Consider the following 14,402-nt stretch of genomic DNA (forward strand, 5'->3'; position numbering starts at 1 on the left):
GAGTTTTTGCTGTCACTGAGGTTTGCCATCTACAGGTGGAGTGAAGCTGACTCTGAGCCGACTTTCGTCCTGTGACGCAGCTCATCGCCTGTTGAATATTTCTGTGATGATCGAGGACCACGGCATTCAATTCCGGTCCACGAGCTTGTTGTCGAGAACCGCAAACGTTGTGGGTGCTTCCGCTGCTGGCCACGGTCTCTTCCCAACTTAGTGCAGGCTGCCGTTGTCGTTCGTCTGGAGCCAGAACGCGGACTTGCGACCGTGCGACTTGGTGAGCTTCGACCGAAAATCTGCATGAACGTCCAAACACGCAGCCTTCAGGTCGTCAGCCGCGACGCGAGGCGCAAGGGCGTTGAGCTGTTCGAGATATCGTGCGGCATGCCCATAGGCGTTCGATCGTGCTCTCTTCAAGATGTCGAGCAGCAGCGACCGGAACAGGATCGTGGCCGCCAGCGGATGATGCTCCGTCAGAGCGTCGGCCGCGCTCGCCAGGATCTCGTAGTTCCGGCCCTCCCAGTCTCCTGAACGGGCGACCACCAGCTTCGCCGCGAGATCGAGACGAGGCCAGCCGAGGAAGAAGGCGAGGGCACGGTAACGATCTCGAGCAGCGCCGACATGAGCAAAGGCTCGGTCGAGCACGTCGAACTCTTCGAAGTCGGAGAGGTGCCGAAGATGTTCGCGCAGCGCTTCGGAGCTGAGGCTTTCCTCGAAGGCGGCCCAGCGGAGTTCCTGCGCCTTTGCAGGCTGCGCGAGCTTGTCGAGGATACGAGCTTCCAAAAGACGCCTTGGGACAGCGTCGGCCGAGCGGACGCCGGATCCATCGGCCAGGCCCGCGGCATCGAGGAAGGCAACGGACTGGCGGCCCTCCCGTCGCACCCATTCCAAGGCTTCGCTTGCTCGTCCTGCATCGAGCAGGCGCTCGGCCATTCCGAAGGTGTTCTGCAGGGAAGGAGGTTTGGCGCCTTCGAGCGCGATGAGGCGGTCGAGATCGCCCCGGGCTTCGGCAATCGCTTGACGCAGTCCGATCAGCGCGCTGCGTGTGTGGTCGCGTTGCCAGGATCGCTCCACCGGGCGCCCTTTCAAACTATCCAGCTCGTCAGCCAGAAGCCTGTCGAAGGCTTCAAGGGCATCTTCTGGTAGATGCGGAATGATGGCCATCGCAGCCCCGACGCCAAACCCATGATGATCGTCCGCGACGAACGGCAGTAGTCGATCTGGGAGAGCACGAAGCTCATCCTCGAACATGGCTTCTGCCAGACCGAAGGAAGCGGCAGCGGCGTCCTGGTAGATGGCGCCGATCCTTCCACTGGAATCGTCGACCCGCTGGAAGACGCGATCATGCGTGGCGACGAAGCGAAGAAGACGGTCGAGCCCGAGACCTGGCGAGGCTGAACCAAGTTCTCCGACGATCGTTCGGACCGTCGCGTCGAGATCCTGCCGAAAGGTGCGCTCCTTCTGCCAGTCGATGAAGGCCTTCGCCTTCTCGAGCGCCGACAAGTGTCGGTCGATTTGGCGAGCGACGGCCTCGGGTCCCTTCGCTGCCGCAAGCGCCGCGTTGACGATCTTGCGGAACGGCGCGTTGCGGCCTACCTCGTCGAGTACGAGCTGGGCCAGCTTTTCCGCGCCGAGAGCTTCGAGCACTTCTGGGTTCAAAAGCGGTTTGTGAGCCATGCTGCAGGGGATCACAAGTGGCGGGGGCGTCAAGCGATTACCTGGCGAGCTGAGCTTGTGTCTCTCATGAGGTGAGACGCAGCTGTGTCAGCTCTGCGCCCATTCCGGTCGCTTGAGTGCGCTTTTCATTTGCCAGAAAGCTGCCGGTCGGCTCCCGACCTGATCTCAAGAGGAAGCATCCGGCAGCACGTCGGCGGCTGCACAATTCCATCGGCCGTTCTGGCCATGGGAGAACGACAATGGGACATGCGACACACGATCCGATTGGTAGTGAGCGCAGGGCATGGAACGCTGGGCGCACGGTTGGCGCCAAACGGGCGCTGAAGCCGCCACAGGTTTGGGCAATCCGCTTCTGGCTTGATCACGAAGGTCGACTACGCGATCGGGCGCTCTTTGATCTCGCTATCGACAGCAAGCTGCGTGGCTGTGACCTTGTAAAGGTGAAGATCGGCGACCTCGTATCGGGCGGGCGCATCCGCGCTCGTGCGATAGTCGTGCAGCGCAAGACGAAGCGACCGGTCCAGTTCGAGTTGCTGGACGCGGCGCGGTCGAGCCTTCAGGCATGGCTGGAGCGTCGAGGTGGCACAGTCGACGATTACGCCTTTCCGAGCCGCGTCGATCATACAACCCACCTGAGCACGCGCCAGTACGCCCGTCTCGTCGATGAGTGGGTCGCCGCAATCGGTCTACGGAAAGAGGACTATGGTACGCACTCGCTCCGTCGGACGAAGGCGTCGATCATCTATAAGACGACCGGCAACCTGCGCGCCGTCCAGATCCTGCTCGGCCACACGAAGATCGAGAGCACGGTGCGCTACCTTGGCGTCGACGTCGAGGACGCACTGACGTTGGCCGAGAGTACCGAGGTGTAACCCTCGACTAAGCCGCTTCACGCTGGTCCGGAACGGCCGCTCTCAGGGCTCTACGGTGGCCGTTCCAACTGCTGAACGGGGTGGTTAGCTGCTGGTCAGCTTCTAGCGAGTATTAGGCACTTAGCGGACGCTAAGAAACGTGGTGCTCGCTGTCCATGCGGCATATTGAGTTCAGAAGACAGGCGCGGGACGAATGCCAAGCGGCTCGCGACCGCTTGGCACTTTACCAACCTAGAACTTGCTATTCTGGCACCGCCACTCCTCGCTGAAGCAGCCATGCCTTCATGCGGTCGATCTCCACCTGCTGGTGCCGGATGATCGCAGCCGCGAGCTCGCGGTTCGCCGGGTCGGTGCCATAGCGAAGTTGCACTTCGGCCATATCGACGGCGCCCTGATGATGAGGGAGCATGCCGAGCACGAAGGCGACGTCCGGGTCAGGGTTCGCCATCCCCTCCATCATCGGCTGGTGCATCTTCGCCATGGTGGCTTCGTACGCCGCCCGGACATCACCGGCTGGCTCCGGATACGGCATTGCTGCACCGGAGGCCACGTCCTTGAGGTCGGGTTGCCCTTTCGGAGGGGCACCCATCCCACCGATCGCCTGCGGTCCGTGCGGATGCTCGGGGCTGTGCGAATGGGTGGCCATCTCCGTGGCAGCAGCCGCGGGAGCGACACGTCCTTCGATGCCGTAGAAGGTCATGTGGAGCCCCCAGTACCCGCTGACGAATACCACCAGGGCCGCCATGAGGCCCGCCGGGACGCCAGCAAGCGAGCGCTTGATCGCGGGCAGGAAGTGGACCTCGCGGGTGTGGTCAGCAACGATGGCGACGAAGATCGCCATGATCAGTGCGTGGCCGATCAAGTCGACCCGACCGAACGGGTAAACGGCGGTGCCCATGATGAGGAACAGCGCGATCGCCGAAAGCCTCCGCACCAGCGGCGTCCAAATCAGTCCGAAGCCCATCGTGAACTCGGCAACGCCTGCCATCGGGATGAACACGTCGCGGGGCATGCCGAAGGTCAGGAAAGGCTTTTCCACGACCAGCGGATAGAACCAGTCAGGGTAGGCGAACTTTTCAAGGCTGGACCACATGAGGGCGATCGCAACGCCCCAGCGAAGGGCCTCGAAGCGATGTTTGTGCCATTCAGGTTTCGACGAAGACGCTAACACGAGATAGGCGGCGACGCCGACACCGAGCGCCAGATAGTCGAGCAGATGGAAGAAGTCATAGTCCCGGAGCGCTAGCACCCAAAGAAAGATGATTCCGGCAGCCGAGAGCGGCATCGTCTTCTTCGAGAACACGCCGAGAGCGATCAGGAGCTGGATCCAGGAAACCCATTCCGCAGGTGTCTTGAGGTCCGGCGTCAGGTAAACGCCGCCGACGGCGAAGATGGCGACGAAGAAGGCTCCGATGACGACGCGCACGAAGTCGTCGAGGCGGTTCCAAAGCGGATCGGAGATTCGGTCCATGCCCTTCAGGATGACCTCGCCGCTCGAGGTCCGTTCGATGGCGCGCGTGGCGACGAAGAAGACGAGCACGAGTACGATCGCCGCCCAGAACCACGGATCGGCAAGCGTACGGGAGATGGGAGCGGGAGGCGCACCGACGATGTAGGGCGCGAACCACTTCACGTGAGCTTCGGCCACTGTGGGGATGACGGTGGCCAGAGCCGCGCAGGCGAGGGCGACGCCGCGAAGGCTGCAATGTCTTTGATGGGGCATGGAAGGACTCAAGGTCGGAAGGAGGAAGTGAAAGGCTGCGTTTTGCCGCCCTCGGTTCGGTCAGGCGGCGAGCCGATCGCTCGGATCCTCGGTCAGATTGTCGGCGGGGCCGAAGAACTCGTAGTGGATGCGGCTGGCCCGGACGCCAACTCGCGCCAGTCCGTGCACGAAGGCTGCGAGGAAGGGCTTCGGGCCGCAAAGGTAGTAGTCGGCCTCCTCGAGCGGCGTGTTCTCGCGCAGCCAGTCCACCGTCACCAGGCCATCGACATGGTGGCTCTCGCTGAGAACGTCCTGAACGCGCGGGCACTGGTAGAAGGTCGTCACCCGGATCGAGCGCCCCGTCTCGGCAAGCTTCCGGACATGGTCGCCCATCGCATGCGTGCTGCCGTCCTGCGTGCCGTGGACGTAGTGGACGGGGACATCCACCCGGCGCTCGACGAGGCTTTCCAACATGCTGATCATGGGCGTCAGGCCGACGCCACCTGACAGGAGCACGACCGGGCGCTTCGATCCCTCTTGCAGGAAGAAGTCTCCGGACGGCGGTGCCACCCTCAGAACGGAACCAACCTGGACCTTGTCGTGGAGCCAGTTCGAGGCTTGGCCCATCGGCTCCCGTTTGACCGAGATCCGGTAGGTCTCGCCATTCGGTGCGCACGAGACAGAATAGTTGCGCTTCAGCGTGTCCCCGTCGGGTTGTCCGAGCTGGAAGGTCAGGTACTGGCCCGGCCGATGACGAAGGACCGGGCCACCATCCACTGGGCGGAGCACGAAGGACGAGATGAGGTCGCTTTCGCGCCGCTTCTCCTCGACACGGAACTCGCGCCATCCCGACCACCCGCCGTCCGAGCCGGCAGCATCCGCGTAGAGCGTGGCTTCGCGTCCAATGAGGATGTTGGCGAGGAACCAATAGGCCTCTCCCCATGCGGCGAGCACGTCCTCTGTCGCGGCGTCTCCCAGCTCCTCCCCGATCGCGGCGAGCAGCGCATTCCCGACGACCGGATAGTGTTCGGGGCGGATCTGGAGCCCGACGTGCTTCTGGGCGATCCGTTCGACCGCGGCACCGAGAACCGCAAGATTGTCGATGTTCCGGGCATAAGCGAGGATGGCGCCCGTAAGGGCCCTCGGCTGTGAGCCCGTTTCGCCATGATGGGACTGGTTGAAGAGGGCGCGGATCGCCGGATCCTTGAACATGTGCGCATACATGGTCCGAACGATGTCAAGGCCGTGTGCCTCGAGGGCCGGAACGGTCGCTTTGACGATCGTGATCGTCCGCTCGCTGAGGGGCGAGGTCATGGCAGATCTCCTGTGGTGGTGATGGGAAGGGCGTCGCCGTTGACGCGTCCGCCTTAGGGCAAGGCGGGGGGTGGGCTCGCTCGCGAGGGCGTTGGGGTGGGCTTAAACAGTAGGCTGGCCATCAGGCTCTCGGCGATGCGATGTGCCTTTTGTTCGATTGAGGCCGCCGCCGCGGGCGCGAGGGTGCGTCTCGCCGCGTTTCCCCAAAGCTCCAGCCAGCGTCCAAAGAGCTCCGGTCGAAGGCGATCCCTCAAGGAGATGTGGGCCGCGAATGGGTTCCCTTTGTAGCGTCGGCTACCCAGCATCACCGAGGACCAGAAGTCGGCGATCTTCGCGAGGTGGCCATCCCAGTCTACGACCTTCTCGGCAAAGATCGGGCCGAGCAGAGGATCGAGGCGAACATCCGAATAGAACGTCGTCACCAACGACTGGAGTTCGACTTCGGTGGGAATGGTGTGTTCCCGAGGCGGGGTATAGGACGACATCGGAGGCGTTCCGCTAAACATGCATCAGATATGCATCTATGCGAGCGGTGTAGCACGTTGCGCATAAGATGCAAGCGGCGTACATGTTTTATCGAACCGAAGGATCACGACCCCAGTGCGGCTTACCCTCTACACCGACTATTCCATCCGCGTTCTGGTGTTCCTCACCGCCAGGACCGATGGCTTGTCGTCGATTGCCGAAGTCTCCGAGACCTACGGCATCTCAAAGAACCACCTGATGAAGGTGGTGCAGAAGCTGGGGCAGGCTGGGCTGGTCACGACCGTTCGGGGACGGTCCGGCGGCATCAAGCTGGCTCGGCCAGCGAACGAGATCAGCGTCGGGGAGGTCGTTCGCCTGACCGAGGACGGCTTCGAGCTCGTCGACTGTGGTTCCTGCATCATCGCGAAGGCCTGTGGCATCCGCGGCATCCTGAAGGAGGCGACGCAGGCGTTCCTTGCCGTCCTCGACAGCTACACGTTCGGTGATCTGCCGAAGAGCGAGCTCAACATTCTCGACGTGCTCGCATCCTTTCCGGACGTCAGGCAGAAGACGGTGGCATGCGTTGGCGGTCCCGATGCTCTCTGAGTGGACGCGTCAAGCGGCGTGCAACTGTTGACAAACGGCATGGCATGGCCAACGTTTCGACGATGAACACGGTCGATCTTCGCAAGGCGCTCAGCGCCCGGGTCACTCCCGCCGCACCGCATTAGCCCGATATCGGCGCGCCTCGCGCCGATGTCGCGGGCAATGTTCTCATTCTCTTTTCTACATCAGTACCGTCGTCGCGATGGGGCCGGTTGGCTCCACGCCGACGAGTGCACGCAACAATTGGAGTACACTCGTGCGCCAGCAGATGGACGGCAGCCGGCTTCCAAAGATCGCGATCACGGACATCGACTTCGAGACCCTGTCGCGGTTGGGGAACGCAGCTTTGGACAGCATGCCTGAAGTGGCCGAGGAACTGCTTGGAGAACTCGATCGGGCCAAAATCGTGCTCGAGCGATTGGCCAAGCCGAAGGTCGTGCGAATGGGTTCCACGTTGAGTTACCGCACCGAAGACGGCACCGAACGTCGCGTGACGCTCGTCTATCCCGCCGATGCCGACATATCGGTTGGCAAGGTTTCGATCATGACCCCGATCGGTGCGGCGCTCATTGGCCTGTCCGAGGGGCAATCGATCACTTGGGCGAACCGCTCGGGCAAGCGTCAGATGTTGACGGTGACCAGCGTCGAGCCACCGCCGGTCGATAACGTCGACGAGGCTGCAAAGAGGGCTTGATGGGGGCTTGGTAGCCAATTCACCTCGGGAGGTAGGTACGCGCTTCGAGCTCAGCTCAGCTCATCGTTTCTGCGGTTCTATGTCTATCGGGGTCTGGGTCGGAGGTTTCTACCGATCCTGCCCATCGTCGATCCTGTCGGGATCGACGATCGCGTCCTGCGATGACGTCCCCCGCTTAAGCGGCACGAGCGCTCGCAAAGTGATGATCGTTGCCAGCGACAGGAGGATTGCGATGTCGTAGGCACCGAGCCCGACGGCGGTCCCGATCGCACCCGTCGCCCAGAGGCTGGCAGCCGTTGCCGTCCCCTTGACCGAGTCCTTCAGGCGCAAGATCGCGCCACCGCCAATGAATCCCATGCCTGTGATCAACCCCTCGACGACACGGGCCGTGCCTTCCGGGTGTCCGTTCAGTACCGTCTCGGTCGCTTCGATGAAGCCGCAGCTTGCCACGGCGACCAGCGGGAACGTTCGCAAGCCTGCGCTGCGCTCCTCCCGCTCGCGATCCCAGCCGATCGGAAACGCCAGGAGGTAGGCTGCCGTCAACGGCACGAGATGAGGCAGGATGTCGAAGGTGTCGTCCTTGAAGATGTCGTCCAGCATGTCGTCAGTCAGAGCGGTGAACAGTCGTTCGTCAATGGTGGAATTTGCTGGCTTGCCAATCAGGGTCGATGGCCATCGCAGCCTGCAAGCAGGCTGGACGCAAGTGATCATGCAAGATAGCCCGGAGCCATGAGCCGAACCCCAGCCACGCCGCCCAGCGACCACCCACCTGTCGACAGGGTCCTTCCCGGCGTCGGGTTGATGCTCGTCTTCTGCGTTGTTGCCCCTTTGATCGACGTGGCTTCGAAGATCGCTGTACAAACGGTTTCCACGGGAACGGTGACGCTCGCCCGATTCCTCGTTCAAGCCGCCCTGATGGCGCCGATCGTGCTCGCGATGCGCTTGCCGGCCAGGCTGAGCATGCGGATCGCACGTCTGACGCTGGTGCGGGCCGCGGCCAACATCGGCTCGACCTTTTGCTTCGTCGCAGCCGTCCGGGTCATGCCCATCGCGGACGCGCTGGCGATCGCCTTCGTGTCGCCCTTCATCCTCCTCCTGATGGGACGGTTTCTCCTCAACGAACAGGTTGGCCCACGGCGCATTGCGGCTTCGGTCGTTGCCTTCGGCGGCACCGTGCTGGTGATACAGCCGTCCTTCGCCCGCTTCGGTGCCACTGCCCTTCTTCCCGTCGGCTGTGCCGTCTGCTTCGCGCTTTACATGCTGGTGACGCGCCATCTTAGCCGAGAGCAACATCCGGTCTCAATGCAACTCCACACCGCTCTGGCCGCCAGCGCGATTTGCCTTCCGCTTCTCGCCTTCGGGACGGTCGCCGACATCGAGCCCATCCGCTTCGTTCTGCCAAGCGGAATGATCTGGCTGGCCTGCCTCGCCGTCGGCGTCGCGGCGACGATCAGCCACATGGCGATGACCTATGCGCTCTCCTTCGCCCCGTCCTCGACGCTCGCGCCACTGAACTATCTGGAGATCGTCACCGCGACGCTGTTCGGCTTCCTGTTCTTCGGCGACTTTCCGGGCGGCATGATCTGGACCGGGATCACGATTATCGTCGCCTCCGGTCTTTACGTGATCCATCGGGAGCGCGTGGTGGCACGTGCGGCTCCGTTGGCTTCCGCTTCCTAAACACCGGGCAGCATGTCGTCCGTTCATGACGCTTCTGTCGTCACCTCGAACACCTTATGGATGGCGTCGGCTTCCTCGCGATAGGTGCGAAAGCTGAGGGCCTCGTAGTAACGAAGTGCCGCGTGGTTGCCCCGCCCGATCTTGGCGTCGATCCGCTCGAACCCTGCCGAAGCCGCTGCTGCTCGGCTGATGGCGAACAGCGCCTTACCGATTCCAGCCCGGTGGGCGAGGGGATCGATGTGCGTGCCGATGATCCCCCCGCCGGCCTCGACGTCGTAGGGGTTGCCCGGAACCGCCCGGATCAGCGACTGGAAACCTACCACTTCGTTCAGCTCCGACACGGCGACAGAGCAGAGAATGCCGGCGGGATGGCGGACGTAGGTGGACAGGACGAAGGCGACGTCGCTCGGGCGCTCACGCCCCGTCGCGGCGGTGATCGCCTTCAGGATCCGGCTCATCGCTTCAGCGTCGCCTGTTTCGGCGGTTCTGACCTGCATCGTCTGCACCCCGTTCTCGTGTCTCGGCTGAACGGCGCCCGCGCGTCGCTTGTCCCTCCTACGAGATCGCGCTTGACATAGATAGGAGTCCTATTATATTGAGCGCATGGAAACGCCTAAGACACCCACCTCGATCAACCACCGTATCCGGGAAGGGCTCGCAAGGGTCGCAACCGCGATGCGGATGGATGAATGGGACCGGGCGAAGGCGACCGGCCTGAACCCGACGCAACTTGCCATCCTCGATCTTCTCGAAGGCCGGCGGGGAGGGCTCGGCGTGAAGGACATCGCTGTTCATCTCGGCGTCTCGCAGCCGACGGCGACCGACTCCGTCAGTGCGCTCGAACGCAAGGGCCACCTCGCCAAGCGCCCGGTGGAAGGCGACCGCCGTGCTGTCAGCATCGTCATCACCGCGGAAGGGTTGTCCGCGCTCCGGATGGGCGACGAAGCTGCGGGTCTCGCCGAGCGGGCGGTCGACGCTTTGCCGTCTGACCAGCAAGAGGACCTTCTGACGACGCTCGTCGCGATGATCCGTCATCTCCAGGACATCGACGCGATCCCCATCCAGCGGATGTGCGCGACCTGCCGCTACTTCGGACCCTTCGCCCATCCCGATGCGGCCAAGCCGCATCACTGCCATCTCGTAGACGCCGCCTTCGGCCAGCGCGACCTGCGCATCGACTGCCGCGAACACGAGACCGCCGATCCTGCACGCCGGGCAGCCACCTGGCGCGCGTTCCAAGACGGATCGGCTCACCCTCCAGGCCACTGAGACACAGGAGAACACTGACATGCTCGGAAGATATCTGGCCGGCGCGCTTCTCGCCGGAACGGCGGCGCTATGCCTTACGACCAGCGCAAGCGCCGGATCGATCGAAGCCAAGCCGTCCGATACCGTTACGGCGTCGTTCGACATCGTCGAGACCACCATCGCCACTAAGGGCGATACGGCCGTGTTCTCGACGCGCGTCCGGGGCAAGGCGGGCAAGGACAGGCCCGACGCCACGGGCAAGTTCGAGGGATCTGAGGTCTACGCCTATGTCTGGCCGACCTCGCTCGACAGCGGCGAGATCGGCTTCGAGAAGGCGCAGGGCATCGTCGCGTTGGCGGTGACTTTCCATCCCGACTTCGACGATGCGGCCAAGGGCGGCAAGAACAGGCACGTCTGGCATCCGCACTGGGTGGTACTGGCGAAAGACGACGCCTGCGGCGCCGGCCTGAAGGTCGTCGACATTCCGGAGGGTGCGACGCCGAAAGTGCCGGACACCTGGCCCGGCGTGCCGCTCCTGATCGACAGCCCGGACTATCCGACCACGCTCAAGGGCGATGCCGTGGAGGTCACGATCCCACTCTGGTTGATCGGTGGTCTCAAAACCGCGTCCTTCGACGGCGTAACCGCAGGCCTCAAGGTCAACGGCAACCTGCATGCGCCGCTTCTTTGCGTCGCGAACGTCTTCAAGGTCGCTTCCGGCAACCTCAGCCTTCCCGGCAAGGTCATGCCCGCGAAGTGACCCTGATGCGCGGGCTCGCCGACAGCCATCGGCGAACCCGCATGTGTCCCACCCTCCAGGCAAATGAAGGAACAGAACATGACGAGAGTTACCCTTATCGACCCCGCCGAGGCAACGGGCCCGGCTGCGGACAGGCTTGCCGAGATCAAGTCGGCGTTCGGCGTGGTGCCGAACATGTTCAAGGCGGTGGCGAACTCGCCGGCGGCCCTGAACAGCATGTGGAGCGCCTTCGGTGCGCTGGGGCAAGGCCGCCTGCCGCACAAGCTCGGCGAACAGATCGCGGTGGCGATCGCTGACCGCAATTCCTGCCACTACTGCCTGGCCGCGCACACGGCGCTTGGCCGTAAGGCTGGCGCCACGGTTGAGGAGATGGCGCAGGCGCAGGCTGGTCGCTCTAGCGATCCACGCACGGCGGCAGCGCTCGCCTTCGCGACGGCCGTCGTCGAGAAGCGGGCAGCGGTCAAGGCGGATGATGTCGAGGCACTGCGTCAGGCAGGGTTCGACGATGGCGAGATCGTGGAGATCCTCGCCCATGTCGCCCTCAACCTCTTCACCAACTACGTGAACGTCGCCCTCGACGTGCCCTTGGACTTCCCGGGCGTGAAGCTCAACCGCGCCGCCGCCTGAGCAAGAGCGGACGGGCTGCACCGTCGTCAGCCCGTCCGCCTCAGCCGCAAGGACAGAGATTATGACAACGACAGTCTCGACGCTCGCCCCCGAACTGGCGGTGAGCGAATGGTTCAACACGCTCGCTTCCTTGACGCTGCACGCCCTGAGGGGGCGTCCAGTCCTTCTCCACAGCTTCCAGCTTCTGTGCCCCGGCTGTGTGACCGGATCCCTTCCGCAGGTGCAGCGCCTCGAACGCGTCTTCGACCACACCGATCTCCAGGTGATCGGCATCCACACGGTCTTCGAACATCACGCGGCGATGACGCCGGTCACTCTTGGGGCGTTCCTGCATGAGTATCGCGTCCGGCATCCCGTCGGCGTCGACATGGCCGACGACCCGTCCGGCGTGCCGGTCACCATGCGACGCTTCGGTTGGCGTGGCACGCCATCCTCCGTCCTGATCGGACGGGACGGCACGATCCTTCACCAAACCTTCGGGATCGAGGACGCCGTCGGCGCTCGGATCGCGATGGCGATCGCCTCGTCCGTCTCGGATCCGTGCAGGGCCGACCCGGCGGATGAAGCCGATTGTTCAAGCGGCCGCTGCCCGGCGCCCGTCGCGTCAGCCGCGTGAGGGAGCCATGACGAAGACCACACTCGTGCTGAGGCACGTTCACTTCGAGGATCTCGGATCCTTCGCGGGTCCGTTGCAGGACGCAGGATACGACATCCGCTACAGCGAGGTGGACGATCCCGACTTCTGCGCCGGCGATCCGCTCCAGCCGGACCTCCTCGTCGTTCTCGGCGGTCCCGTCGGGGTCTACGAGGGCGAAGCCTACCCCTTCATCGCCGTGGAACGAGAGTTCATCCGGGCGCGGCTCCGCGAAGGTCGGCCGACCCTCGGCGTCTGCCTTGGCGCGCAGCTCATTGCCTCGGCGCTTGGTGCGGACGTGTTCTCGTCCGGCGTGAAGGAGATCGGCTTCTCGCCGCTGCGACTGACGGCAGAGGGCGCGACCGGGCCGCTGCGGCATCTCGCAAGCCTGCCCGTTCTTCATTGGCACGGCGACACCTACGACTTGCCGGCAGGTGCGGCGAACCTGGCCTCAACAGCCTTCATCGAGAATCAAGCGTTTGCGATCGGCTCCAACGTCCTCGGACTTCAGTTCCACGCAGAGGTGGAAACGAGCCGGGGCTTCGAGCGCTGGCTGGTCGGGCATGCCGGGTCGTGTCCCGGGACGTGGTGTAGAAACACCGATCTCGGCAGGGCCGAGTTATTTCGTCAGGCGGCCAGGACGGGCAGTCTGACGAGAGGATTATCGCGGTCGTGTCCCGGGACGTGGTGTAGAAACACCGATCTCGGCAGGGCCGAGTTATTTCGTCAGGCGGCCAGGACGGGCAGTCTGACGAGAGGATTATCGCTGACGACGCCGAGGGTTTCCAGCGTCATGTAACGACGCGAGACGGCCCATTCGTCATTGGTCTCGAGCATGAGCGCGCCGACGAGGCGCACGACGGCGGCGGCGTTGGGAAAGATGCCTACCACATCGGCACGGCGCTTGATCTCCCGGTTGACCCTCTCGATCGGATTGGTTGACGCGATTTGGGGCCAGTGCTCGCGCGGGAACGCCATGTAAGCCAGGACCTCGTCGCACGATCCATCCATCATCGCGGCGAGTTTCCCGAACTTCTCGCGCAGGGCATCGGCGACATCCCGCCATTGCCGCCGCGCCGCTTCCTGCGTTTCCTGGACGAAGATCGTCTTCAGCATGGCGGTGACGGCGGGTCGCTGTTTCGGCCCGATATGGGCAAGTGCGTTGCGGAACCAGTGAACGCGACAGCGCTGGTTCGTGGCGGCAAAGACCTTGGACGCAGCCGCCCTCAGGCCCTTGTGATCGTCGGCGATGACGAGCTTCACACTGCGAAGACCCCGATCCGCCAGCGAGCGCAGGAAGCTCTTCCAGAAGACCTCAGCCTCGGAAGGGCCGGTTGCAACACCCAGCACCTCGCGTCGCCCGTCCGTGTTGACGCCGACGGCAACTATGACGGCCGTCGAGACGATGCGTCCGCCTTGGCGCTCTTTCAGATAGGTCGCATCGATCCACAGATAGGGCCACTCGCCTTCAATGGGCCGGGACAAAAAGGCGTTCACGCGCTCGTCGATCTCGCAGACCAGGCGGCTGACCTCGCTTTTGGAGACCCCGCCAGCGCCCATTGCCTTCACCAGGTCGTCGACCGAGCGGGTCGAGACGCCGTGCACGTAGGCTTCTTGAATGACCGCCGCCAACGCCTTCTCGGCAGTGCGTCGCGGTTCTAGGAAGGTGGGGAAGTAGCTCCCCTTCCGCAGCCTCGGTATCGCGAGGTCGATCCGCCCGGCACGCGTGTCCCAGGATCTTTCCCGATAACCGTTGCGGTGGTTCTGTCGGTCCGGCGAGCGGGCTCCCGCCGCCGCTCCCGTCCGAGCCTCAATCTCCAGATCCATCATGCGCTCCGCGGCAAACGCCAGCATCTCGCGCACCAGATCGGTATCTGCCTCTTGCTCGATCAGCTCAAGAAGGGCCATCTTCGGGTCGGTCATCGCCATCTTAGGCTCCAGGTTCGAGTTCGCATGCGAACCCTAACCGAAGATCGGTGATGGCCACCTCCTTAGGGGCCGCTTCCTACACCACGTCCCGGGACACGACCGGTCGTCCTCGTGCTGCCGCGTGAACCAGGTATACCACTGGCCGCACAACCCCCGTCGTTCGCGGGCCGTTAGGGTCTGTTGCGTGCCATCGTGGAGGC

16 protein-coding genes are annotated in these 14,402 nt (G+C 63.6%); 9 read left to right on the forward strand and 7 right to left on the reverse strand.

The window, feature by feature from the left end; genetic code table 11:
* Nucleotides 1–207 precede the first annotated feature (207 nt).
* Nucleotides 208–1,671, reverse strand: a complete 1,464-nt coding sequence (locus ASG43_RS21825; protein WP_156386845.1) for a DUF6880 family protein — start codon at nucleotides 1,669–1,671, stop codon at nucleotides 208–210.
* 239 nt (nucleotides 1,672–1,910) lie between these two features.
* On the opposite strand from ASG43_RS21825, the gene ASG43_RS21830 reads away from it, so the two are divergent.
* Nucleotides 1,911–2,543, forward strand: coding sequence for a tyrosine-type recombinase/integrase (locus ASG43_RS21830; protein ID WP_056509618.1), 633 nt, complete (start codon nucleotides 1,911–1,913; stop codon nucleotides 2,541–2,543).
* Between the two features lie 241 nt (nucleotides 2,544–2,784).
* Here the strand turns inward: ASG43_RS21830 and ASG43_RS21835 are convergent, their stop codons facing one another.
* The 3 genes from ASG43_RS21835 to ASG43_RS21845 form a co-directional block, all read right to left on the reverse strand.
* On the reverse strand, nucleotides 2,785–4,176 hold the full coding sequence (locus ASG43_RS21835) for a DUF305 domain-containing protein (protein ID WP_244488199.1): 1,392 nt from the start codon (nucleotides 4,174–4,176) through the stop codon (nucleotides 2,785–2,787).
* 150 nt (nucleotides 4,177–4,326) lie between these two features.
* Nucleotides 4,327–5,559, reverse strand: a complete 1,233-nt coding sequence (hmpA, locus tag ASG43_RS21840; protein WP_056509622.1) for an NO-inducible flavohemoprotein — start codon at nucleotides 5,557–5,559, stop codon at nucleotides 4,327–4,329.
* Nucleotides 5,560–5,612: 53 nt separating this feature from the next.
* Nucleotides 5,613–6,044, reverse strand: coding sequence for a group III truncated hemoglobin (locus ASG43_RS21845; RefSeq protein ID WP_056509623.1), 432 nt, complete (start codon nucleotides 6,042–6,044; stop codon nucleotides 5,613–5,615).
* A gap of 115 nt (nucleotides 6,045–6,159) precedes the next feature.
* Between ASG43_RS21845 and ASG43_RS21850 the strand changes: the two genes are divergently transcribed.
* Nucleotides 6,160–6,630 (forward strand): Rrf2 family transcriptional regulator, encoded by a 471-nt coding sequence (locus ASG43_RS21850; protein WP_056509625.1) that lies wholly within the window; start codon nucleotides 6,160–6,162, stop codon nucleotides 6,628–6,630.
* A gap of 256 nt (nucleotides 6,631–6,886) precedes the next feature.
* Nucleotides 6,887–7,324: a nucleoside diphosphate kinase regulator gene (gene rnk / locus ASG43_RS21855; protein WP_348271103.1), complete on the forward strand. Its 438-nt coding sequence runs from the start codon at nucleotides 6,887–6,889 to the stop codon at nucleotides 7,322–7,324.
* 108 nt (nucleotides 7,325–7,432) lie between these two features.
* On the opposite strand, the gene ASG43_RS21860 is transcribed toward rnk, so the two are convergent.
* Entirely contained in the window at nucleotides 7,433–7,924 is a 492-nt protein-coding gene (locus ASG43_RS21860; protein ID WP_056509627.1) for an MgtC/SapB family protein, read from the reverse strand.
* Between the two features lie 129 nt (nucleotides 7,925–8,053).
* Here ASG43_RS21860 and ASG43_RS21865 point away from each other — a divergent pair, with 129 nt between their 5' ends.
* Nucleotides 8,054–9,004: a DMT family transporter gene (locus ASG43_RS21865; RefSeq protein ID WP_056509628.1), complete on the forward strand. Its 951-nt coding sequence runs from the start codon at nucleotides 8,054–8,056 to the stop codon at nucleotides 9,002–9,004.
* Between the two features lie 23 nt (nucleotides 9,005–9,027).
* Here the strand turns inward: ASG43_RS21865 and ASG43_RS21870 are convergent, their stop codons facing one another.
* Nucleotides 9,028–9,501, reverse strand: a complete 474-nt coding sequence (locus ASG43_RS21870; RefSeq protein ID WP_056509675.1) for a GNAT family N-acetyltransferase — start codon at nucleotides 9,499–9,501, stop codon at nucleotides 9,028–9,030.
* A 178-nt stretch (nucleotides 9,502–9,679) separates the two neighbouring features.
* On the opposite strand from ASG43_RS21870, the gene ASG43_RS21875 reads away from it, so the two are divergent.
* The 5 genes from ASG43_RS21875 to ASG43_RS21895 all read left to right on the forward strand — a co-directional run bounded on the left by ASG43_RS21875 (nucleotide 9,680) and on the right by ASG43_RS21895 (nucleotide 13,072).
* On the forward strand, nucleotides 9,680–10,273 hold the full coding sequence (locus ASG43_RS21875; protein WP_244488201.1) for a MarR family transcriptional regulator: 594 nt from the start codon (nucleotides 9,680–9,682) through the stop codon (nucleotides 10,271–10,273).
* A gap of 19 nt (nucleotides 10,274–10,292) precedes the next feature.
* A complete protein-coding gene (locus ASG43_RS21880) occupies nucleotides 10,293–11,012 on the forward strand; it encodes a hypothetical protein (RefSeq protein ID WP_056509634.1) in 720 nt (239 codons plus the stop codon).
* Nucleotides 11,013–11,075: 63 nt separating this feature from the next.
* A complete protein-coding gene (locus ASG43_RS21885) occupies nucleotides 11,076–11,639 on the forward strand; it encodes a peroxidase-related enzyme (protein ID WP_244488202.1) in 564 nt (187 codons plus the stop codon).
* Between the two features lie 61 nt (nucleotides 11,640–11,700).
* Nucleotides 11,701–12,255, forward strand: a complete 555-nt coding sequence (locus tag ASG43_RS21890; protein WP_082491125.1) for an alkyl hydroperoxide reductase — start codon at nucleotides 11,701–11,703, stop codon at nucleotides 12,253–12,255.
* A 7-nt stretch (nucleotides 12,256–12,262) separates the two neighbouring features.
* Nucleotides 12,263–13,072: a glutamine amidotransferase gene (locus ASG43_RS21895; protein WP_056509636.1), complete on the forward strand. Its 810-nt coding sequence runs from the start codon at nucleotides 12,263–12,265 to the stop codon at nucleotides 13,070–13,072.
* On the opposite strand, the gene ASG43_RS21900 is transcribed toward ASG43_RS21895, so the two are convergent.
* Nucleotides 13,000–14,196 (reverse strand): IS256 family transposase, encoded by a 1,197-nt coding sequence (locus ASG43_RS21900; RefSeq protein ID WP_056509681.1) that lies wholly within the window; start codon nucleotides 14,194–14,196, stop codon nucleotides 13,000–13,002. The genes ASG43_RS21895 and ASG43_RS21900 overlap by 73 nt on opposite strands.
* Nucleotides 14,197–14,402: the final 206 nt, after the last annotated feature.

The sequence above is a fragment of the Aureimonas sp. Leaf454 genome, assembly GCF_001424685.1.
Taxonomy (GTDB): domain Bacteria; phylum Pseudomonadota; class Alphaproteobacteria; order Rhizobiales; family Rhizobiaceae; genus Plantimonas.

Coding starts and splice junctions, on each gene's coding strand:
- ASG43_RS21900 (WP_056509681.1), bottom strand. CDS start 14,196: ATGACCGACCCGAAGATGGCCCTTCTTGAGCTGATCGAGCAAGAGGCA.
- hmpA (WP_056509622.1), bottom strand. CDS start 5,559: ATGACCTCGCCCCTCAGCGAGCGGACGATCACGATCGTCAAAGCGACC.
- ASG43_RS21870 (WP_056509675.1), bottom strand. CDS start 9,501: ATGCAGGTCAGAACCGCCGAAACAGGCGACGCTGAAGCGATGAGCCGG.
- ASG43_RS21860 (WP_056509627.1), bottom strand. CDS start 7,924: ATGCTGGACGACATCTTCAAGGACGACACCTTCGACATCCTGCCTCAT.
- ASG43_RS21895 (WP_056509636.1), top strand. CDS start 12,263: ATGACGAAGACCACACTCGTGCTGAGGCACGTTCACTTCGAGGATCTC.
- ASG43_RS21865 (WP_056509628.1), top strand. CDS start 8,054: ATGAGCCGAACCCCAGCCACGCCGCCCAGCGACCACCCACCTGTCGAC.
- ASG43_RS21825 (WP_156386845.1), bottom strand. CDS start 1,671: ATGGCTCACAAACCGCTTTTGAACCCAGAAGTGCTCGAAGCTCTCGGC.
- ASG43_RS21880 (WP_056509634.1), top strand. CDS start 10,293: ATGCTCGGAAGATATCTGGCCGGCGCGCTTCTCGCCGGAACGGCGGCG.
- ASG43_RS21830 (WP_056509618.1), top strand. CDS start 1,911: ATGGGACATGCGACACACGATCCGATTGGTAGTGAGCGCAGGGCATGG.
- ASG43_RS21845 (WP_056509623.1), bottom strand. CDS start 6,044: ATGTCGTCCTATACCCCGCCTCGGGAACACACCATTCCCACCGAAGTC.
- ASG43_RS21875 (WP_244488201.1), top strand. CDS start 9,680: ATGCGGATGGATGAATGGGACCGGGCGAAGGCGACCGGCCTGAACCCG.
- ASG43_RS21885 (WP_244488202.1), top strand. CDS start 11,076: ATGAAGGAACAGAACATGACGAGAGTTACCCTTATCGACCCCGCCGAG.
- ASG43_RS21890 (WP_082491125.1), top strand. CDS start 11,701: ATGACAACGACAGTCTCGACGCTCGCCCCCGAACTGGCGGTGAGCGAA.